Here is a 20,813-nt window from a genome sequence, read left to right on the forward strand (position 1 = left end):
TGTTGAAGATGCAGGTCACTTTAATTTTCCCCGCCGTTGCTGCCTAATGAGACCTGCTGACCCCGTGATAACTTTAAGTGATCCCCTATGCTGCCACCCCTGAGTTCCATGGCCTCGCGCCTTCGCCTGCGCCAGTTGCGGTTATTGATCAGCCTGGATGAGCTGGGCTCGATTCATAAAGCGGCCGAGGCCATGTCGATCACCCAACCGGGGGCGACAAAAGCCCTCAACGAGATTGAATCGACCCTGGGCGCGGTGCTGTTCGAGCGCACCAGCAAGGGCCTCGAGGCCAATGACCTGGGCCGTTGCGTGCTGCGCTACGCGCGCCTGATCAGTAACGACCTGGCACACCTGCGTGAAGAGATGCTGGGTATTCTGCAGGGCCATGGGGGGCGTTTGTCGGTCGGCACGATCATGGGGGCGGTGCCGATATTGGTGGAGGGGTTGGCGCGCTTGCGTGAAAGCCAGCCAGACCTGTCGGTGTCGGTAGTTGAGGACACCAGCGACCGCCTGCTCAACCTGCTCGACCAGGGCCGCCTGGACGTGGTGATCTGCCGGACCAGTGTCAGCCCGCGGCCCGCCGCCTACGACAGTGTGCCGAAACACCAGGAGCAATTGGTGCTGGTAGCCAACCCTGCACACGCCCTGGCCGGCAGCGAGACCTTGAGCCTTGCGCAGCTGGCCAGTTCACGTTGGGTGGTATTCCCGGTCAACATGCCCATGCGCCTGACGTTGGAGCGCGAATTCCGCGAAGCGGGCCTGAGCTTTCCGCAATACCCGATTGAAACGTCATCGACCTTCACTACTTTGTCGATGCTGCTGCAGGACCCGGGCTTGCTCGCTGTGATGCCGTGGGATGTGGCCAAGGTCGCACTGGACCATGGCATGCTGGTGCGCCTGCCGCTGCAGCTCAAGTCGCGCAGCGAGCCGTACGAAGTGGTCACGCGCAAGGGCGTGGAGTTGAGCCGGCCTGCGCAGATGCTGGTGAGCATTCTAATGGCATGAGCCCGCTGCACCGCTCGGGTGCAAGGGGCTTTAAAGGGTGGCAGAGCGCGGGGTCAGTCGCCGAATGGACCAGCGACGGTGAAGGCGCCACCTTGCAGGTGCGCGCTGGCATCGTCAGTGGCAGGTTTTGGCTGTTGCTCGAGTTTTGCGCGAAAGCGCTCCGAGCTGTCCTGCGGATTGAAGCCCAGGTGCGCCGCGTAGCGGTTGTCCCACCACAGCTCGCGGTTGGCCGACACGCCATACACCACGGTGTGGCCAACGTTTTCAGCGAGCAAGGCCCGTTCTACCAGGTGCGAAAGGTCTGCATAGCTCAGCCAGGTCGAGAGCATGCGCATGTTGCGCGGTTCTGGGAATGACGAGCCGATGCGCAGGCTCACGGTCTCGATGCCGTAACGGTGGAAATAGAAGGTGGCGAGGTCTTCGCCATACGATTTCGACAACCCGTAATAGCAGTCTGGGCGACGCACAGACTGCGCATCCACCTGCTCGTCTTGCGGATAAAACCCGGTGACGTGGTTGGAGCTGGCGAACACCACCCGTGGGATCCCGTGCTTGCGTGCGGCTTCATAGATATGAAAAGTGCCGCGGATATTGGCGTCGAGAATTTCTTCGAACGCACGCTCCGTGGAAATCCCACCCAAGTGGACGATGGCATCCACGCCTTGGGCAAGCGCCAGTACACCGGCCTTGTCCGCAAGGTTGCAACTGATCACTTCTTCATGGGCGCCCGCTGCGGGCGCCATCGCACTGATATCGGAAGCCCGTACGACGTTGGCGTGCGCCTGCAGGGCTTCGCGCAGGATCTGCCCGAGACCGCCGGCGGCGCCGGTCAGCAGCAGGCGGTTGAACGGTTTGCCCAGGGTGGGCGAGGAGGGTGTGGTCATGGCGAGCGCCTTGGCGTGAGGGGTGGTTGGGGGGTAGTTGGGCGACAACGCCGGGCCACCTGGCAGGCACCCGGCAGCGCGGCATTACATGAAGTTGTACTGGATGCCCAGGCGCCAGCGGGCCTGGCGGTCGTCGGTGTAGGCGTTGACCTTGATGTCACCCACTTCCATGAACGGCGCCCACTGCTTGTTGAGCTTGTACTTGACGATCAGGTTCTGCTCGTAGTCGCTCTTCTTGTTGTCGTAGCGGATGTAGTCGGTGTCGAAATAAATGTACTGGTACTCGAAGGCCCACGGCCCTTTCGGGGTGTAGCCGAGCCAGCCTTCGAGCCGAGTGGTGTTCTGGTTGTCCTTGGCGCGATCTGCCTTGGAGTGGTCGATCTGGTCGCGGTCGAGGTTGCGCGCGTCGTGCCGCACACGGGTGGCGACGTACCAGGTGTCGCTGATCTTGTAGTTGTACTTCAAACCGAACTTGTAGGTGGTGGCGTCCTTGGAACTGTCCATCTGGAACGCGGGGGTAAGGGTCGACTTGGGACTCAGCTTGTAGTTGTAGTCCACGGTGAACTCATGGCCGTTGTTGACCATGTTGTCGTACGCCACGTCCTCGCGGTCGCCGGCGGTCTTGTACTTGATCTCGGCGGCGAAGCCCAGGCCAGTGTCCATCCGGTAGTTCAGCTTGATCCGGTCGGAATGGATGCTGTCGTCTTCGGTGTAGCCGTGGCGGTAGTTGATGCTGGCCGAGTCTGCGCAGGCATAAAACGACAGGCCGAGTGTACTGACAGCAATGAGGTTGCGGAGTGTGGTGTTCATTCGATCTTCTTTTCTTGTTTTTGTTGAGGTCGTTTTGAAGCGGGTGGTCACGATCGGATGCGGTAAGGGGCAGGGCGCCGCGATCAGATGCGGCAAAGTTATCGTACAACATTTCGGTTGTCTACGATTTCTTCAGTGGTTGTCGGATGACCTTTCGGCTCGCCTTTGAAATGCCTGATATAGAGGCTTTACTGCAACCATAGGAATGCGATAGGTATCCCAAAAGAGGTAAAAAATCAGAAGGCGAAGCCATTTTTTAAAGTTTTTAAGGGGTGCTTTTCAAAAGTTGTATGATGACGTAGGATGACCTCCAGAGCGTGACTCACCCGCCACAAATCCAATAAGAAGGCTCAGACGTCCATGATCATCACTGCTGTAAACGTCCAGGTTTTTTCCTACCCCACGCGCCGCGCTGTCGACAGCGCCGGCCATGCCCACCCCGGTGACGTAACCCAGGCCAAGATGGCGCTGCTGCGCATCACCACCGAATGCGGTAACGAAGGCTATGCACTGGGTGCCCCTGAACTGATCCGCCCCTACGTGCTCGATGGTTTCGTGCGCAAAGTGCTGGTCGGCGCAAACGCCTTCGACCGCGAGAAGATCTGGCACGACCTCGCCCACTGGCAGCGCGGCAGTGCCAGCCAGTTGACCGATCGCGCCCTGGCGTTGGTCGAGCAGGCCTTGTGGGACTGGGCCGGGCGCAAGCTCAATGTGCCGGTGCACAAGTTGATTGGTGGCTACCGCGACAAGGTGCCTGCGTACGGCTCGACCATGTGTGGCGATGAGCTTGAAGGTGGCCTGTCGACCCCTGAGGAATACGGGCGCTTTGCCGAAACCCTGGTCAAGCGCGGCTATAAAGCGATCAAGCTGCACACCTGGATGCCGCCTGTGTCGTTCGCGCCCAGCCTGAGCATGGATATCAAGGCCTGCGCCGCGGTGCGCGAGGCAGTCGGCCCGGACATCGCCCTGATGATCGACGGCTACCACTGGTACAGCCGCACCGACGCCCTGACCATCGGCCGCGCCCTGGAAAAGCTCGACTTCGCCTGGTTCGAAGAGCCGATGATGGAAGACTCCGCCGAATCCTATGCCTGGCTGTCTAGCCAGTTGGACATCCCGGTACTGGGCCCGGAAAGCCTGGGTGGCAAGCACCTGAGCCGGGCCAGCTGGGTCAAGAACGATGTGTGTGACATCCTGCGTGCCGGGGTTGCCGGGGTCGGTGGCATCGCCCCATGCCTGAAGGTGGCGCACATGGCCGAGTCATTTGGCATGGATTGCGAGATCCACGGCAACGGCGCAGCCAACCTGGCCGTGGTCGGGGCGATCAAGAACTGCACCTGGTACGAGCGCGGCCTGCTGCACCCGTTCCTCGACTACGACGAAGTACCGGCCTACCTCAAGCGCCTGGTCGACCCGATGGACAAGGACGGCTTCGTGCACCTGTCGGACCTGCCGGGCCTGGGTGAAGAGATCGATTTTGACTACGTCGAGACCCACACGCTGCAACGCTTCTGATTCGTGCATGGCGGCACGCGCCCTCGCGTGCCGCCCGAGAGTCCAATAACTATAAAAAGGCAATCTCACATGAGCGTTCTCCCCACATTCTGGGCAGGGGTCCTTGCTGCATCGCTGGCAATGACCTCGGTACCTGCTGCTTTCGCCAAGACGCCGGCCGACCAGTTGATCGTCGGCATGAGCATGATCAACCTGTTGTCCCTCGACCCAGCCGGTGCCACCGGGCTGGACGTTTCCGAGGTCAACGCCAACCTGTACGACATGCTGCTGGTGCAGGACGCGCAGCAACCGGACCAACTGGTGCCGGCGCTGGCGCAAAGCTGGCAGGTCAGCGATGACCGCAAGACCCTCACCTTCAAGTTGCGCGAAGGCGTGAAGTTCCAGTCCGGCAACGCGTTCAGTGCCGAGGACGTCGCCTGGTCACTGCAGCGCATCCTCAAGCTCAACCTGGCCCTGGCCTCGACCTGGAAGGCCTACGGCTTCACGGCGGGCAACGTCGCCCAATACATGCGCGCCAGCGATGAACACACCTTTGTCCTCGAACTGCCGCGGCCGACCGACCCGCTGTTGGTGCTGAACACCCTGGCGACCTCGCCCAGCGCGTTCATCCTCGACCGCAAGGTCGTTCAGCAGCACCAGAAGGGCGACGACATGGGCGCCGCCTGGCTGACCACCCATGCCGCTGGCAGCGGCCCATTCATCCTCAACGACTGGCGTGCCAACGACGTGATCCTGATGAGCCGTTTCGACGGCTATTGGGGTGGCCCGGCCAAGCTCAAGCGCATCGTCATGCGCAACATGACCGAATCGCAGTCGCTGCGGCTGATGGTGGAGCGCGGCGACCTGGACCTGGCCAAGGGCATGTCCGCCCCGGACATCGAGGCGCTGGAGAAGTCCGACAAGGTGCGCACCGAGACCGTGCAGCGCGGCACGCTCTACTACGTGGCGCTGAGCGTCAAACAAAAACCCTACGACGACGCCCGCGTGCGCAAGGCCGTGCGTTCGCTGATCGACTATCAGGGCATCAACCAGACCGTCATGCCGCATTACGGCCAGCTCAATCAGCGCCCGCTGCCACTAGGCCTGCCGGCACGCCTGGACGATCCCGGCTATAGCCTGAACGTGGCCGAAGCAAAAAAACTGCTGGCAGAAGCCGGTTACCCCAATGGTTTCAAGACCACCATCCGCGTGCTCACCGAACCCCCGTTCATCAACATTGCCTCCAGCCTGCAGGCCACCCTGGCCCAGGCCGGCATCCAGGCCACCATCGTCACCGGCACCGGCAACCAGATCTACGGCGCCATGCGCGAACGCAGCTTCGACATCCTGGTGGGCCGCGGCGGCGGCGGTGCCGAGCGGCACCCGCATTCCAGCTTGCGCACCCTGGTGTACAACCCGGACAACCGTGATGAAGCCAAGCTGAGCAACTTCCAGGGCTGGCGCACGTCATTCTACAGCCCTGAGTTGAACACCCTCATCGAGCAAGCCGAAGTGGAACCGGACAAGGCGCGCCAGTTGGCCCAGTACCAGCAGATCCAGACGTCCCTGGACGCCCAAGTGGGCGCGATTCTGCCGGTGTCGCAGATGACCGACACCGTGGTGCTGTACCACGACGTGCAGAACTATCAGGCCCACAGCGCGGCCACCACCCGTTACAAAGACGTCTACAAGTCGCGATGAGCGGGACGGGGGCGCCCGCGCCCCTTACGCCTCGGTGTTTGCTGAACGCTTTTTCAGGAGCCTGTTATGTTGCTTTCGACTGCCTCTGTGCTGGGCACGCGCGTGTCTGCCACTGCCCGACGGGCCAGCACGGTCCTGGTGACCTTGCTCGGCCTGTTGGCGCTGACATTCTTCATTGGTCGGGTGATGCCGCTGGACCCGGTGCTGGCCGTGGTCGGGCCGGACGCCGACAGCTCCACCTATGACCAGGTCTACCAGGCGATGGGCCTGGACAAGCCGATCTGGACCCAGTTCGGGCTGTACCTCAACGATTTGCTGCACGGTGATTTCGGCAATGCGCTGCTCACTGGCCACCCGGTGCTGGAGGACATCAAGCGGGTGTTCCCGGCGACCATCGAGCTGGCCACGCTGGCGATCCTGTTCGGCATCCTCATCGGCCTGCCGCTGGGTGTGGTTGCCGCCAGCAACCAGGGCAAGCTGGGCGACCATGTGGCCCGGGTGATCACGTTGTTCGGTTACTCCACGCCGATTTTCTGGGTGGGCATGATGGGCCTGCTGGTGTTCTACGCCTGGCTCGGCTGGGCGGGCGGGGCAGGGCGTATCGACCTCGCCTACGACGGCATGGTCCCCGACGTGACCGGCCTGCTGCTGATCGACACCGCCCTGGCGCGTGACTGGGAGGCGTTCAGCAGTGCCTTGCGCCACATCATTTTGCCGGGGCTGATCCTGGGCTTGAACTCGGTGGCCTATATCAGCCGCATGACGCGCAGCTTCATGCTCGAGCAGTTGTCGCAGGAATACATCATCACGGCGCGGGTCAAGGGCCTGTCGCGGCGCCAAGTGGTGTGGGGCCATGCGTTTCGCAACATCCTCGTGCAACTGCTGACCGTGGTGGCGCTGGCCTACGGCTCGCTGCTCGAAGGCGCGGTGCTGATCGAGACGGTGTTCGCCTGGCCAGGCTTTGGCCAATACCTCACCAGCAGCCTGATGCTCGGTGACATGAACGCGGTAATGGGCTGCGTGCTGGTGATCGGCCTGATCTTCGTCGCCCTCAACCTGATCAGCGATGCCCTGTACAAGGTGTTCGACCCAAGGACCCGCTAAGCCCTCAGGGGCTGCGTGAACACATTGCATAACTATAAAAAGAAGGACGCCCACATGAAGACTGCACTTCCCCCGCTGCACATGAGCCTGCTGGGTGCAATCCTGGCCCTGGCGCCGATGGCCGCCGTGCAGGCCAAGACCCCTGCCGACCAGTTGATCGTCGGCATGAGCATGGTCAACCTGTTTTCCATCGACCCGGCCAATGCGCCGGGCCTGGATGCCTCCGGGGTCAACGCCAACCTGTACGACACCTTGGTCAAGCGCGACCAGGGCAACCCGGAAAAACACCTGCCACAGCTGGCCGAACGCTGGGACATCAGCGAAGACGGCAAGCAGATCACCTTCCATTTGCGCAACGACGTCAAATTCCATTCCGGCAACCCGCTAACCGCCGAGGACGTGGCCTGGTCGCTGTACCGGGTGATGAAGCTCAACTTCGGCCTGGCCACCACCTGGAAGGCCTACGGCTACAACGTGGACAACATCCAGGCGCTGATTCGCGCCACCGATGCGCAGACCCTGGTGGTCGACTTGCCACAACCGACCGACCCGCTGCTGCTGATCGACTCGCTGGCGACCTCGCCCAGTGCGGTCATTGTCGACCGCCTAGAAGTGCTGAAGCATGAAAAAAACGGCGACCTCGGCGCCGCCTGGCTGGTCACCCATGAAGCGGGGAGCGGCCCGTTCACGCTGGCCAAGTGGAGTGCCAACGATGCGTTGGTGATGAACCGTTTCGACGGCTACTGGGCTGGCCCGGCGAAAATGAAGCGGGTGCTGGTGCGGCACATGACCGAGTCGCAATCGCTGCGCCTGATGCTCGAACGCGGCGACCTGGACCTCGCCTACGGCATGGCCGCACCGGATATCAAAGCCGTCGAGCGCTCTGACCAGTTGCAGGTGCAGCCCCTGCAGCGCGGCACCATGTACTACGTGGCGATGAGCATGAAGCAGCCCGAGTTCGCCAACCCGAAGGTGCGCGAAGCCGTACGTTACCTGATCGACTACAAAGGCATCGACGAACAGGTCATGCCGCATTACGGCATGCTCAACCAGCAGCCGATGCAACTGGGCCTGGACGCGCGCCTGCCAGACCCTGGCTACCGGCTCGACGTGGCCAAAGCCAAGGCGTTGCTGAGCGAAGCCGGCTACCCGCAAGGCTTCAGCACCACCCTAAGGACGCTGTCCGAACCGCCCTTTATCGACATTGCCGCGCGCATGCAATCGACCCTGGCCGAAGGCGGCATCAAGGCCAGCATCGTCACCGGCACCGGCAACCAGGTGTACGGCGCCATGCGTGCGCGCAACTTTGAAATGATCGTGGCCCGTGGGGCCGAACGCTACCCGCACCCGTACTTCAGCCTGCGCACCTTCGTCTACAACCCCGACAACAGCGATGCCGCCGGGCTGCCCAACTTCCAGGGCTGGCGCGCGTCGTTCTTCGACCAACAGCTGAATGCGCTGATCGACCAGGCTGGGGTCGAGCGTGACGCCGGCAAGCGCCTGAACCTGTACCACCAGGCACAGCAGCGTTACGACCAACAGGTCGGCCCGATCATGATGATCTCGCAGATGACCGACACCGCCGTCAGTGCAGTGGACGTCAAGGGCTTCACCGGCGATGACGCCGAGGCGACCCGTTACCTGGGCGTCTACAAGCAACGCTGAACACTGCCGAGGGCGTCTGCGGGCGCCCCAGGTGGCCATGATTTCACATCGAGAACATGCCGATGATTGCCAACCTGTCTTCTACCGTTTCAAGCGACAAGCCGCAGGCCGACAACACACCTGCGTCCAGTGTCGATGCGCTGTACAAAAGCAGCCTGCGGGTGCTGCGCCACCTGCTGCGCAACCCGATGACCCTGGCTGGCCTGCTGGTGGCCTTGCTGCTGGTGGTGGTCGCCGCCTTCGCGCCGTGGATCGCCACCCATGACCCGGTCGTGCAGAACCTCGCCAACGCCCTGCAGGCACCCGGTGCCGCGCACTGGTTCGGCACCGACGAGTACGGCCGCGACATCTTCAGCCGGCTGGTGTACGGCTCACGCATCACCCTGTACATCATTACCCTGGTGACCGTGATCGTCGGCCCGATCGGGTTGTTCATCGGCACGGTGTCGGGGTATTTCGGTGGCGTCGTCGACACCGTGTTCATGCGCATCACCGATATTTTCATCTCGTTCCCAAGCCTGGTGCTGGCGCTGGCGTTCATTGCTGCGCTCGGCCCTGGTCTGGAGCATGCCGTGGTCGCCATCGCGCTGACCTCATGGCCGCCGATCGCTCGCCTGGCGCGGGCCGAAACGCTGTCGCTGCGCAAGGCTGACTTCGTCGTTGCGGTCGAGCTGCAGGGCGCGTCGTCGACGCGGATCATCCTGCGCCACATCGTGCCGATGTGCCTGTCGTCGGTGATCATCCGCCTGACCATGAACATGGCCGGCATCATCCTCACCGCGGCTGCATTGGGCTTTCTTGGCCTGGGCGCGCAGGCGCCGTTGCCGGAGTGGGGCGCGATGATCTCCACCGGCCGACGCTACATGCTCGAATGCTGGTGGCTGGTGGCCGTACCGGGGGCTGCGATCATGCTGGTGAGCCTGGCGTTCAACCTGTTGGGCGATGGCCTGCGGGACATTCTCGACCCGCGTAGCGAGTAACTGGAGGCTTTATGTCGACGCTCAAACTCACTGTCGATTCGCTCAATGTGCGCTTCGTCAATGGCAAGAAAGAAATGCACGCGGTACGCGATGTGTCGTTCACCTTGGGCCGCGAGAAGCTCGCCATTGTCGGCGAGTCCGGTTCGGGCAAGTCCACCGTCGGGCGCAGCTTGCTCAAGCTGCACCCCAATAGCACGCAGATCACTGCCAAGGCCCTGCAGTTCGGCGATGTCGACTTGCTCAGTGCCAGCGAAAAGGCCATGCAGAAGATTCGCGGCCAGCGCATTTCGATGATCATGCAAGACCCCAAGTACTCGCTCAACCCGGTGGTCAAGGTGGGCGATCAGATTGCCGAAGCCTACCTGGCGCACCACAAGGCCAGCCGCAGCGAGGCCCGCGAGCGGGTCTTGCTGATGCTGGAAAAGGTTCATATCCGTGACCCCAAGCGGGTCTACAACCTGTACCCGCATGAAGTCAGCGGCGGCATGGGCCAGCGCATCATGATCGCCATGATGGTCATCACCAACCCGGAGGTGATCATCGCGGATGAACCGACCTCGGCGCTGGATGTGTCGGTACGCCAGCAGGTGCTCAATGTGCTCGAAGAACTGGTGGTGGACCAGCAGATGGGGCTGATTTTCGTCAGCCACGACCTCAACCTGGTTCGCAATTACTGCGACCGAGTGCTGGTGATGTACGCCGGGCGGGTGGTCGAGTCGCTGGCCGCCTGCGACCTGCAATATGCCGAACACCCCTATACCCGTGGCCTGCTGGCGGCCCTGCCGAGCATGGACAACCGCCGCCCACGCCTGCCGGTCCTGCAACGCGACCCGCTGTGGCTCACCTGCTGAGGGAACTGACATGAGCATGATCCAAGCACAATCGCTGAACCTGAGTTTTGGTGTGGGCGCCGCCTGCAACCAGGTGCTGCACGATGTCGACCTGACGGTCGAAGACGGCGAGTCGTTCGGCCTGGTGGGCGAGTCGGGTTCGGGCAAGACCACGGTCTTGCGCTGCCTGGCCGGGCAGTACCGGCACTGGAGCGGGGCGCTGAGCATTGCCGGCGTCCCGCTGCAGCACAAACTGCCCAAGGAGCACTTTCGCAAGGTCCAGATGGTGTTCCAAGACCCTTACGGTTCGCTGCACCCGCGGCACACCATCGACACCGCGTTGCGCGAGCCATTGACCATTCATGGCCTGGGCGAGCGCGATGACCGCATCAACGACATCCTGGTCAAGGTCGGCTTGAACGACAGCTTCCGTTACCGCTACCCGCACCAGCTGTCAGGCGGGCAACGTCAGCGCGTGGCGATCGCCCGGGCGCTGATTCTCGAACCCCGGGTGTTGCTGCTGGACGAGCCGACGTCGGCGCTCGATGTGTCGGTGCAGGCAGAGATTCTCAACCTGCTGGCGGACCTGCGTCAGCGCGAGAAACTCACCTACCTGATGGTGACCCACGACCTGGGTGTGGTCAGCCATTTGTGCGACAAGGTCGCGGTGATGCAACAGGGGCGGATTGTCGAGCGCCTGGACAGCCAAGCCTTGAGCCAGGACCTGGCCAGCCACGACTACACCCGCATGCTGGTGCAGGCCAGCCGCGATTTCAGTGCTGAATCAGTACGTAACGTCAGCTGACACACGCTTTGTGTAGGAGCAGCCTTGCGCTGCGAAGAGGCCTGTATTACCCACCGTTTTTCTTTGGCTGGGATGGCCTCTTCGCAGCACAAGGCTGCTCCTACAACGACTGTGCATAGCGCTATAACAAGGAAGATAACCCCATGCCGCATGCAAACACCGCGACCACCCAATCACTGCTGACTGTCCTGGCACTCGGCTTCAGTTCACCCCTTTGGGCACTCGAAGCGCCGAGCAAAGTCCTGGTCCCGACGCTGGCCTACGACGACCAGCAGATAATCCTGGTCTGGGAGAAACCCGCCGACCCTGCCGACATCGCCGATTACCACGTCTACGCCAATGGCAAGCTGCTCGGTGGCAGCAACGCCAACAACGGGCACGTGTCCCCGGCCAAACCCTATATCGACCGCTTCTACGAGCAGGACACGCGCAATTTCCACCACCGTATCGCCATCCACAGCTACACCGCAGTTGGCCTAGCCCCCGACACTGAATACCGCTTCACCGTGCGTTCGGTGGACCACGCCGGCAAGGAATCGGCCGACAGCCCGGTAATCGTCCAACGTACGACCGCCGTGCCGGCACTGTTCGACGTGCGCCACTATGGCGCCAAGGGCGACGGCCAGACCCTCGATACCGCCGCCATCCAGAAGGCCATCGACGCCTGTACCGTCGGCTGCAAAGTGCTGCTGCCAGCAGGTACCTACAAAAGCGGCGCGCTGTACCTCAAAAGCAACATGACCCTGGAAATCGCCGAGGGCGCGACCCTGCTCGGGTCCGAGCGCGCCGAAGACTACCCCCGCGATGGCTATATCCAGTACCCGTACTCCACCACCGTACGCCCGGCCTCGCTGATCAACGCCTTGCCGCGTGACCCGCGTGCGCACCAGGCATTCGAGAACATTCGTATCGTCGGCAAAGGGGTGATTGATGGTAACGGCTGGAAGCGCAACGCCGACATCGTCGATGAACGTGGCCAACCGCTGCCGTTCTACCTGCCGAGCGACAACACCCGCTATCTGCAGGACGGCGTGCTGGCCAAGGCCCAGGTCGCTCGCGCCGTGGCCGAAGGCATGAACGTCAAGGACGCCTATGGCCAAATGCGCTCGTCGCTGGTCACCTTGCGCAACGTCAAGAACGTGTTCTACGGCGGCTTCACGGTCCTCAACCCGGCTTATCACGGCATCATGAACCTGGAGACCGAGAACGTGGTGCTGGCCAACACCACGCACAAGACCTACGACGCCAACAACGGCGATGGCATCGAATTCGCCAACAGCCGCGGCGCATTGGTGTTCAACAACTTCTTCGACACCGGCGATGACTGCGTCAACTTCGCAGCCGGCACCGGCGCCGATGCGGTCAAGCAAAGGCCCCAGGAAGACGCGTGGATCTTCAACAACTACTTCCGCAAGGGCCACGGCATGGTCGTGGCTGGCAGCCACACGGGGGCGTGGATCCAGAACATCCTGGCCGAAGATAACGTTTCTGACGGCACCGATACCGGCTTACGCATGAAGAGCACCAATTTCATGGGCGGTGGCGCGCGTAATGTGGTGTTCCGTGATTCGGCGATGCGCAATACGGTCAAGCAGGCGTTCATCTTCACCCTCGACTACAACGACCCGAACGCCAAGCTGGACTACAAGAAGTCGACCATCGCCGGCCAGTTCCGCGATGTGCGGGTTAGCAATGTCACGGTCGAGAATGCCCAACTGGCGGCGATCGAGGTCAAGGGCGACAGCCTGCACGGCGCTTACCACCAAGGCCTGTCCTTCGAGCGGGTGCGTTTCAGCGGGCCGGCCAAGGCCAAGATCGATGGCTTGAAGGGCTCACGGTTCGACACGGTCCACTTCAGCGAAACCGGCAGTGCCAACCCGTGGCAGGTCAGTGCCAGCGACGGGTTGATCTTCGAGGATGTGCAACCGGCGCCTGAAGCGGCTCACTCGCTGTAGACAGCCTGGTGTTTCTGCGCCTCGCGCAGGCGCATGCGGCTATTGCTCAAATGCAGGAACATGGCCGCACGCGCCGCATCGACCTGCTTGCTGACGATGGCATCGAAGATTTGCTGGTGTTCGGCGTTGATCCCCGCCAGGTAGGTGCTGCGGTTGCTCTGCCCGGTATAGGCGGAGTTCATCCGGGTGCGCGGGATCAGCTTGGTGCCCAGGTGTTTCATGATGTCGATGAGGTACGGGTTGCCGGCCGCTTTGGCGATCTTCAGGTGGAACTGGAAGTCGGCGTTGGTGGTACTGCCGGACTTTTCCGGGCCTTGCAGCAACGCCTGCAACGCTTGCTCCAGCTCGTCGATGGCCTGTGGCGTGGCCCGTTCGGCGGCCATGCCTGCAGCCTGGACTTCCAGGCTTAGGCGGAACTCCAGCAGGTCGAGGACGTCGGATAACAGCACAATGGTGGCGGGCCCGACGTTGAAGCCTTCGGGTGCCGGCATGTCGAGGACGAAGGTGCCGACGCCATGCTGGGTCTCGACCAGGCCTGCCGCCTGCATACGCGACAAGGCATCACGCACTACCGAGCGACTGACGCTTTCGGCGGCCATGATCTGCGTTTCGGTGGGCAGTTTGTCGCCGCGTTTGAGGGTGCCGTCACGCATGCGTTGGGCAAAGCGTTCGACCAACGATTCGGCCAGGCGGCGAGGTTTGATTCGGGCAATAGCCGTGAGGTCAGACATCATCGTGCTCTTGTGAGATCAGCGGGCATTATAGTGCGTTTTGACGTAAAACTGCGGTTACAATCGTTCATCGTCTGGTTTTTGAATGGATCCTCTGATGGAGCGTGTCAACCCTGAACGACGTGTCAGCCTGGCCCAGCAACTGGTGCTTGAACTGTCACGTAGCATTCTGGCCGGCGAGCTACCGGCAGGCACCAAGTTGCCGACCGAACAAGCCTTTACCGAGGCGCGCAAGGTCAGCCGTACCGTGGTTCGCGAAGCGATGTCGCGGCTGCAGGCAGAGGGCCTGGTCGAGACCCGCCGAGGCATCGGCACGTTCGTGGTCGACACCACCCGGCCAGGCGACTTTCAGGACAGCCAGCACGAGAAGGGCAGCGCCCTCGATGCGGTGGCGCTCATCGAATTGCGCCTGAGCCTGGAGGTGGAGTGCGCCGCGCTTGCTGCGCAGCGTGCTACGTCAAGCCAGTTGCAGGCCATTGCCGACGCCCTGGGCGAAGCCAATGCCGTGGGGCCGTTGCACCAGGACAGCACGCGCATCGTATTCGAGTTTCACCTGCAAATTGCCCTGTGCACCGGCAACAGCTTCTTTATCGATGCCATGCGCCACCTGGCCGATACCCTGATGCGTGGCGCGCAGAGCAACGTTGCCCAACAGCAACGCGCACAACAGGTGCGTGAGCGCGAGCAGATTCATGCTGCACTCGCGCACCAGGACGCCGATGCCGCCCGGGCAGCGATGCGGCTGCACCTGACCAATGAACTGCACCGTGCGCAACAAGCGGCCCAGCCCGCGGCGTAAAAACTCTGAATTTTCCCGTGGTGGGCGCAGTCGACCGTGTATAGCCCACTGACGGAGTACGCACATGTCTCGCCCCGATGAACCCAAGCCTTACACACCTACCGAAATCGACGACACCGAAGACCGCATGGGCAGTGTCCATGAGCTGGACTTCAGTGACCGTCACGACGAACGCGAAGGGCGGGTGGGCGACGAACGACCTGCCCGTGAAGATGAGCAGGAGTTTCCGCCACAGCGCGTCGCCGAAAGCGGCATGACGGGTGGCGAAGCGTTGAGCGACAGCCTGCACGAAGACAACGTCACTTATGACGACATGAGCCCGGATACCTTGCTGGACGAGACCGGTGCTCGCGACCCGTTTGAAGAGGGTGACGGCGAAGGGCCGGCAGACCAGTCGTTGCGGCAGGTCAATGCTAATGAGATTGGCGGCGGCTTTGGGTTGGATGAGGCTGAACTGGCGCGTTCGGCGCCATTGGACGGTGAGCCGTGGACCGATGATGTGGTTGATGAGGAGGATAAGTCCTAAGCGCTCGCTGTACCACGCTGGCCGTTTGTTAGGGCCAAGGGGGCCGCTGCGCGGCCCATCGCAGGCAAGCCAGCTCCTACAGGAGAGCGAGATTCCGTGTAGGAGCTGGCTTGTCGGCGATGGGCTGCGCAGCAGCCCCAATTCCCCGCGCCGATGCCCTGTAGAGCGCTAGGCCGGATTATCACGCTGGCGCATGGCCTTGGCGCGTTTCTCCAGAATCAGGTACGTGATCACTGCCAACAGCAGCGGAAGCAGGTAATACAGCGTGCGATACCCCAGCAATGCCGCTACCAGCGTGCCCTGTTGCATCTGGCCATGCAGCAACGCCAGAAATACCGTTTCAAGCACCCCAAGCCCGGCCGGGATGTGCGCAACCACGCCCGCTACGCAACTGATCAGCAGTATCCCGAGGATCGACGGGTAGAAGGCTTCCCCAGGCAGCAACCAGAAGATCAGCAGGGCCATCAACGCCCAGTTGCTGGCGCCAAGGGCAACTTGGGCCAGCGCCAGACGCCAGCCAGGCAAGGTGACTTCGTGCTCACGCCATTGCCAGGTGCGTTTTTTCGCAAAGCCGCAGGCCAGCAAGTAGCCGATGGCGATTGCCAGCAAGCCAAAACCGATCAGTTGCAACCCCGTTGCCCCGACTGCCCAGCTGTCCGGCAGGTCTACCAGGCGCAGGGCGAATACCGTACCCGCCAACAGCATGTAGCCCATCCAGTTGGTGAGTAAGCCAAGGGTCAGGATGCGGGTGATGGTCGCGGTATCCAGACCTAGCCGGCCGTACAGCCGATAACGCAACGCGACGCCGCCCACCCAGGTGGTGAAGTTGAGGTTGAAGGCATAACAGACGAAAGCCACAGGCAACACCTGCCTGGCAGGCAGGTTGTGGCCTGTATAGGCACGCGCCAGCAGGTCGTAGCTGGCAAACGTCAGGTAGCTGAACAGCGCAACCGCCAACCCGATCGCTAAAGTGCCAGGCTTGTAGGCCAGCAGCGACTGGCGCACCTCGTTCCAGTCCAGGTTGCGCGCCAGCATGAACAGCAAGGCTGGAATCAACAAAAGGAAGAGCAAGGTGAACAGGCGCTTGGCCCAGATTTGCCAACGTTTACGGGCCATCACGTCTGGCCCTCATGCATATCGCCGTGGGCTTCCACCTCCGGCTGCACCGAGCGCAGGCGCTGGCGGTGCGCCGGGAACCAGCCGGCAATGCGCGGAAAGTGACGTATGGCGTGGAAGCACAGGAAAATCAGCGGCGCCCGCCACCAGTAACCGCGGACCATGCGCTCCAGGGTGACGGCCTTGCACTGTTCGCTGGCCAGCGACTGCAGGTGCTGATGCAATTGTTGGTTGAAGCCGTGATCGCGGATGAACAGGTTGGCTTCAAGGTTCAACGACAGGCTCAAGGGGTCGAGATTGCTCGAGCCGACAGTGGCCCACTGGTCATCGACCAGCGCGACCTTGCCATGCAAAGGCCGGCGGCAGTATTCATGAATGTGCACACCGTCACGCAGCAGGTAGTTGTACAGCAGCCGCGACAAGGCCCGCACCCAGCGCATGTCTGGCTGGCCTTGCAAGATCAAGGTCACGTCCACCCCACGCCGCGCCGCATTGCGCAGCTCCCGCAGCAACCGGTAACCCGGAAAGAAATAGGCATTGGCCACCACGATACGCTGCCGGGCAGCGCGGAAGGCTTGCAGGTACTGGGCTTCGATGGCCGTTCTGCGCTGGCCATTGTCGCGCTCGACCAGCAGGGCAGTGATAGCCCCGGTGGGCTCGGTGACAGGCCGCACCTCACTGGGTGGCTGCAGCACGGGGGACATCAGGCGACGGCTGGTGGCATGCACTTGCGCAACCACCGGGCCGGTAACCTCCACGGCATAGTCCTGTTTGGCCATGGGGCCGTAGTCGCCCAGGTGATCGGCACTGTAGTTGATACCGCCGATGAACGCGCGCTGCCCATCGATGACCACGATCTTGCGGTGCAGGCGGCGGAACAGGTTGGTGCGCATGCCCACCAGCCTGGGCTGTGGGTCGAAGGCATGAAAGTTGACGCCGGCTTCGGTCATGGCCGAGATGAAGGTGTCGGGCAGGTCGGCAGTGCCGTAACCATCGACCGCCACTTCGACGCGCACGCCGCGCTGCGCGGCGTCTATCAACACCTGCTGCAACTGCTGGCCGACCTTGTCATCGAAGATGATGAACGTCTCCAGCAGGATTTCCTCCCGCGCCTGGGCCATCGCTTCAAACACGCGTGGGTAATACTGTTCGCCATTGATCAACAGCTGCACGCTGTTGCCCTCTAGCCAAGGTCGGTTCATAGGCTGATCTCCGCAGTGAGGGGGGCATGGTCGGAAAGGTGCGACCATGGGTATTTCGACAGCACCTGCGCCTTGCTCGGCATGGCATTGCGCAGGTAGATGCGGTCAAGCCGCAGCAGCGGCAAGCGCGCCGGAAAACTGCGCGCCGGGGTGCCGAAACGCTCGCCAAAGGCTTCGACCAGGTGTTCGGACAGCGCCACATCCGCTTTCAGGCGCCAGTCATTGAAATCGCCGGCAATGATCACCGGCGCATCGGGCGGCAAGCTGTCGAGCAGCTCCAGCAACAGGCGCACCTGGCGCTGGCGGTGTGATTCCCGCAGGCCCAGGTGCACGCACACTGCATGCACCTCTTTATGCCCAGGCACCTCCAGGCGGCAATGGAGCAGGCCACGCTGCTCATTGCCGTCGATGGAAACATCCCGGTTGTCGAACTGGCTGATGGGGAATTTCGACAGCAAGGCATTGCCGTGGTCGCCATGGGGGTACACAGCGTTACGGCCATAGGCGAACTGCGGCCACATGCTGTCGGCCAGAAACTCGTACTGCGGCGTTTCCGGCCAGGCTGCGTGGCGCTCGGCATGCTGCTGGTGGCTGCCGTGCACCTCCTGAAGAAACACCAGGTCGGCGCCGGTGGCGCGCACGGCATCGCGCAGCTCAGGCAGGATGAAACGCCGGTTGAAGGCGGTGAAGCCCTTGTGCACGTTGAGGGTCAGCACGGTCAGCCTTTGCACCGTGGTGACGTTGTCGATGATGCAACGCGGTGTGGGCAAGGTCTTGTTCACAGCTCAACCTCCGGCTCGACACCGGGTTCGGTGAGCAGGTCATAGTCCAGCTTCAACTTCTCCAGAAGGCGCCGGGCATCGTAGGGCGCATGGACCTTCTGGTCGTTGTCGAAGTAGCAGTAGATATCACGCGTGGCCCGCTTGGGCGGTGCGCCGGGTAGCACGGTGTGTGCGTCGTCGGCCTGGCTGCCTTGGCTCCAGCGCAGAATGCGCTGTTTCCAGCGGCGCAAGGCCTGCGCCGTGTAGCCACTGCTGTAGAGCTCCACATCACCGTGCAGGCGCATGTAGACGAAATCGGCCGTGACATCTTCGACATAGGGCCATTTCCCTGCACTGTCGGCCACGACCAGCGCCACACGGTGTTTGCGCAACAGCTTCACGAAGGCTTCGCAAAGAAAGCTCTCGTGGCGGATTTCCACGGCGTGGCGCAAGCGTGCGTTGCCTTTGATGTCAGTGCCGCCATTGCCCTTGAGCCGCTCGTCACACCCTTGTGCGCATTCGCGCGCCGCTTTTCGGTTACGCGGCAGCAGCGCCAGAAACCGCGCAAAGCGTGCTTCGTCGAACTTCATGTTGGGTGGGAACTGCCACAGAAACGGGCCCAGCTTGTCGCCCAGCAACAAAGGCCCGGAAGCAAAGAAATTGGCCACCGGCGCTTCGATGTCCTTGAGCCGCCGTACATGGGTGATGTAGCGCGGTGCCTTTACCGAGAATACAAAGCCGTCCGGCGTCTCCTCACGCCACCCCCGATACCGTTCGGGCGTCTGCAGGCTGTAGAACGAGCCATTGATCTCGATGCTGTTGACTGCCCGCGAGGCGAACGCGAGTTCACTGTCCTGGCGCAGCCCTTTGGGGTAGAAATCCTTGCGCCAAGGGCCATAGCGCCAACCTGATATACCAATACGGATCTCGCTCACGCTGCCTTCCTCATTGCCAGCTTTTTGAGAGGTCGCTCTGAAGGTGCGACTGATGCGCGGCCGTGAGGTTCAGCACGGTTGACCAACGGGGAATGCACGCAGAGTTGAACTTTGCCGCGGTTGGCGTCTCCACCGCATAGCGGGTGCAAAAGACGACTACACCCCCATGACGGATTGGCCATTCACCGGCATGAACCGCCAACCCTGGAGGCAAACATGGCCAGACACATCATCCATTTCACCGGGCCGATCAACTCATCCACTTGCGGCAACCTGATCAACACCTGTTCGCGCGCCATGCAGCAGGGCGCACAGCTGCTGCAACTGAACATCGCGACCATGGGCGGGGAGTGCAGCTACGGGTTTACCTTGTACAACTTCCTGCGGGCGCTGCCGATTCCGCTGCATACCCACAACCTGGGGACGGTGGAATCGATGGGCAACATCCTGTTTCTGGCGGGCGAACATCGCACCGCCTGCGCGTTCAGCAAGTTCCTGTTTCACCCCTTCCATTGGACGCTGCACGGGTCGGTCGACCACGCCAGGATGGCCGAATACGCCATGAGCCTGGATTACGACCTGCGGCTGTACGCTCAAATCGTGGCAGAGCGAACCGAAGGCAGTGCCGAAGTGCTGGACGTGCCCCGTTACCTGATGGCCTACCCGCGAATACTGGGGCCCGAGGAGGCACTGGAGAGCGGGCTGATCCATGCCATCGACGAACTGCCGATCGAGTCCGATTCCACCCAGTGGAGCGTGCATGCCTAATGCCGCCACGCAAGCATTTGGCCTGGGGACGTTTGGCGCCACCCGTCAGCCGTGTGCAATTCGATTGAGCATTGCCCGTGTTTGCTGGCTCGGAATCAAGGTACGGCCCAGCAACCTTTCCATCGCAAGGAGATACCACATGGCACGTGATCAAGAACGTACCAGCCAGCGCGGCGGCACCAAGGAAACCAACTCGGGCAATTTCGCCAACGACCGGGAAAAAGCCTCCCGCGCCGGGCACAAAGGCGGCAAGGTGTCGGGCGGCAACTTCGCCAACGACCGTGAACGCGCCGCTGAAGCCGGCCGCAAGGGTGGCCAGAACAGCCATGGCGGCGGACGGCGACCGTAGCGATTGACCTAGGTTGGCAAATTTTTTGAATTTTCTGGCACTGCCCAGATCAATCAAAAGGTCATCCATGGAGAAGAGGAGGCCCCTGCGATGCCTGGTCCACAGCTGTACATCATCGACTACCAACTGCATGGCCAACCGCGCAGTTTCATCATCCGCCTGGAACGGTTGGACAATGCCGAGGCCTGGCATTGGGCCAGCTGTGATGCGGGCATCGGCATCATTCCGAAATTCGGGCGGGAAAAGATCAAGAAAGTCAGCAGGCCAATGGCCGAACGGTATGGGATTACCGCCGTGAGCTGGCGTATTTCCGGGAGCAAGCCCAATCAATCGGTGGGTGACCCAGCCGTGGTGGGTTGATGAATGAATGAGCGATGGGCTGCGAGGCAGCCC

The 20,813-nt window shown here is 62.0% G+C and carries 20 protein-coding genes and 1 pseudogene; 14 read left to right on the forward strand and 7 right to left on the reverse strand.

Translation table 11 applies throughout. The features are described from left to right. The first annotated feature begins 87 nt into the window (after positions 1-87). The gene (locus D886_RS0107000) at positions 88-1,005 is read left to right on the forward strand and encodes a LysR family transcriptional regulator (RefSeq protein ID WP_027593216.1); all 918 of its coding nucleotides are present in this window, start codon (positions 88-90) and stop codon (positions 1,003-1,005) included. A gap of 53 nt (positions 1,006-1,058) precedes the next feature. Here D886_RS0107000 and D886_RS0107005 read toward each other — a convergent pair whose 3' ends face one another. Next, entirely contained in the window at positions 1,059-1,889 is an 831-nt protein-coding gene (locus D886_RS0107005) for an NAD(P)-dependent oxidoreductase (RefSeq protein WP_027593217.1), read from the reverse strand. A gap of 84 nt (positions 1,890-1,973) precedes the next feature. After that, on the reverse strand, positions 1,974-2,699 hold the full coding sequence (locus D886_RS0107010) for an oligogalacturonate-specific porin KdgM family protein (RefSeq protein WP_027593218.1): 726 nt from the start codon (positions 2,697-2,699) through the stop codon (positions 1,974-1,976). 360 nt (positions 2,700-3,059) lie between these two features. Here D886_RS0107010 and D886_RS0107015 point away from each other — a divergent pair, with 360 nt between their 5' ends. The 8 genes from D886_RS0107015 (at position 3,060) to D886_RS0107050 (ending at position 13,233) form a co-directional block, all read left to right on the forward strand. Then, a complete protein-coding gene (locus tag D886_RS0107015; RefSeq protein WP_027593219.1) occupies positions 3,060-4,214 on the forward strand; it encodes a mandelate racemase family protein in 1,155 nt (384 codons plus the stop codon). Between the two features lie 69 nt (positions 4,215-4,283). Continuing rightward, positions 4,284-5,894, forward strand: a complete 1,611-nt coding sequence (locus D886_RS0107020) for an ABC transporter substrate-binding protein (protein WP_027593220.1) — start codon at positions 4,284-4,286, stop codon at positions 5,892-5,894. Positions 5,895-5,960: 66 nt separating this feature from the next. Next, positions 5,961-6,998, forward strand: a complete 1,038-nt coding sequence (locus D886_RS0107025; protein WP_027593221.1) for an ABC transporter permease — start codon at positions 5,961-5,963, stop codon at positions 6,996-6,998. A 54-nt stretch (positions 6,999-7,052) separates the two neighbouring features. Next, entirely contained in the window at positions 7,053-8,663 is a 1,611-nt protein-coding gene (locus tag D886_RS0107030; RefSeq protein WP_027593222.1) for an ABC transporter substrate-binding protein, read from the forward strand. Positions 8,664-8,725: 62 nt separating this feature from the next. Next, positions 8,726-9,643, forward strand: a complete 918-nt coding sequence (locus D886_RS0107035) for an ABC transporter permease (RefSeq protein WP_033694009.1) — start codon at positions 8,726-8,728, stop codon at positions 9,641-9,643. 11 nt (positions 9,644-9,654) lie between these two features. After that, entirely contained in the window at positions 9,655-10,494 is an 840-nt protein-coding gene (locus D886_RS0107040) for an ABC transporter ATP-binding protein (protein WP_027593224.1), read from the forward strand. Positions 10,495-10,504: 10 nt separating this feature from the next. Then, positions 10,505-11,278, forward strand: a complete 774-nt coding sequence (locus tag D886_RS0107045) for an ABC transporter ATP-binding protein (RefSeq protein ID WP_027593225.1) — start codon at positions 10,505-10,507, stop codon at positions 11,276-11,278. A gap of 143 nt (positions 11,279-11,421) precedes the next feature. Continuing rightward, entirely contained in the window at positions 11,422-13,233 is a 1,812-nt protein-coding gene (locus tag D886_RS0107050) for a glycosyl hydrolase family 28 protein (protein WP_027593226.1), read from the forward strand. Here the strand turns inward: D886_RS0107050 and D886_RS0107055 are convergent. Beyond that, positions 13,221-13,964 carry a FadR/GntR family transcriptional regulator gene (locus D886_RS0107055; RefSeq protein WP_027593227.1) on the reverse strand — a complete coding sequence of 248 codons (744 nt, stop codon included), beginning with the start codon at positions 13,962-13,964 and terminating at the stop codon, positions 13,221-13,223. The genes D886_RS0107050 and D886_RS0107055 overlap by 13 nt on opposite strands. A gap of 97 nt (positions 13,965-14,061) precedes the next feature. Here D886_RS0107055 and D886_RS0107060 point away from each other — a divergent pair, with 97 nt between their 5' ends. Both D886_RS0107060 and D886_RS0107065 read left to right on the forward strand, forming a co-directional pair. Beyond that, positions 14,062-14,763 (forward strand): FadR/GntR family transcriptional regulator, encoded by a 702-nt coding sequence (locus D886_RS0107060; RefSeq protein ID WP_027593228.1) that lies wholly within the window; start codon positions 14,062-14,064, stop codon positions 14,761-14,763. Between the two features lie 64 nt (positions 14,764-14,827). Further along, positions 14,828-15,289 carry a hypothetical protein gene (locus D886_RS0107065; RefSeq protein ID WP_027593229.1) on the forward strand — a complete coding sequence of 154 codons (462 nt, stop codon included), beginning with the start codon at positions 14,828-14,830 and terminating at the stop codon, positions 15,287-15,289. Positions 15,290-15,457: 168 nt separating this feature from the next. Here D886_RS0107065 and D886_RS0107070 read toward each other — a convergent pair whose 3' ends face one another. The 4 genes from D886_RS0107070 to D886_RS0107085 are packed head-to-tail and all read right to left on the reverse strand — an operon-like array spanning position 15,458 to position 19,303. Next, complete coding sequence (locus D886_RS0107070; protein WP_027593230.1) at positions 15,458-16,405, reverse strand: lysylphosphatidylglycerol synthase domain-containing protein; 948 nt, start codon at positions 16,403-16,405, stop codon at positions 15,458-15,460. Then, entirely contained in the window at positions 16,405-17,607 is a 1,203-nt protein-coding gene (gene clsB / locus D886_RS0107075) for a cardiolipin synthase ClsB (protein WP_027593231.1), read from the reverse strand. The genes D886_RS0107070 and clsB overlap by 1 nt, the downstream gene beginning before the upstream one ends. Next, positions 17,604-18,389, reverse strand: coding sequence for an endonuclease/exonuclease/phosphatase family protein (locus tag D886_RS0107080; RefSeq protein WP_027593232.1), 786 nt, complete (start codon positions 18,387-18,389; stop codon positions 17,604-17,606). The genes clsB and D886_RS0107080 overlap by 4 nt, the downstream gene beginning before the upstream one ends. Beyond that, entirely contained in the window at positions 18,386-19,303 is a 918-nt protein-coding gene (locus D886_RS0107085) for a DUF72 domain-containing protein (RefSeq protein ID WP_027593233.1), read from the reverse strand. The genes D886_RS0107080 and D886_RS0107085 overlap by 4 nt, the downstream gene beginning before the upstream one ends. A 216-nt stretch (positions 19,304-19,519) precedes the next feature. On the opposite strand from D886_RS0107085, the gene D886_RS0107090 reads away from it, so the two are divergent. The 3 genes and pseudogenes from D886_RS0107090 to D886_RS0107100 all read left to right on the forward strand — a co-directional run bounded on the left by D886_RS0107090 (position 19,520) and on the right by D886_RS0107100 (position 20,780). Next, complete coding sequence (locus tag D886_RS0107090) at positions 19,520-20,071, forward strand: ATP-dependent Clp protease proteolytic subunit (protein ID WP_027593234.1); 552 nt, start codon at positions 19,520-19,522, stop codon at positions 20,069-20,071. A gap of 193 nt (positions 20,072-20,264) precedes the next feature. Continuing rightward, positions 20,265-20,420: pseudogene (locus tag D886_RS0107095) on the forward strand (general stress protein); the annotation flags it as partial. A 90-nt stretch (positions 20,421-20,510) separates the two neighbouring features. Next, positions 20,511-20,780, forward strand: a complete 270-nt coding sequence (locus tag D886_RS0107100) for a DUF6555 family protein (RefSeq protein ID WP_027593236.1) — start codon at positions 20,511-20,513, stop codon at positions 20,778-20,780. Positions 20,781-20,813 lie beyond the last annotated feature (33 nt).

This window comes from Pseudomonas sp. LAIL14HWK12:I7 (genome assembly GCF_000483465.1).
Classification (GTDB): domain Bacteria; phylum Pseudomonadota; class Gammaproteobacteria; order Pseudomonadales; family Pseudomonadaceae; genus Aquipseudomonas; species Aquipseudomonas kermanshahensis.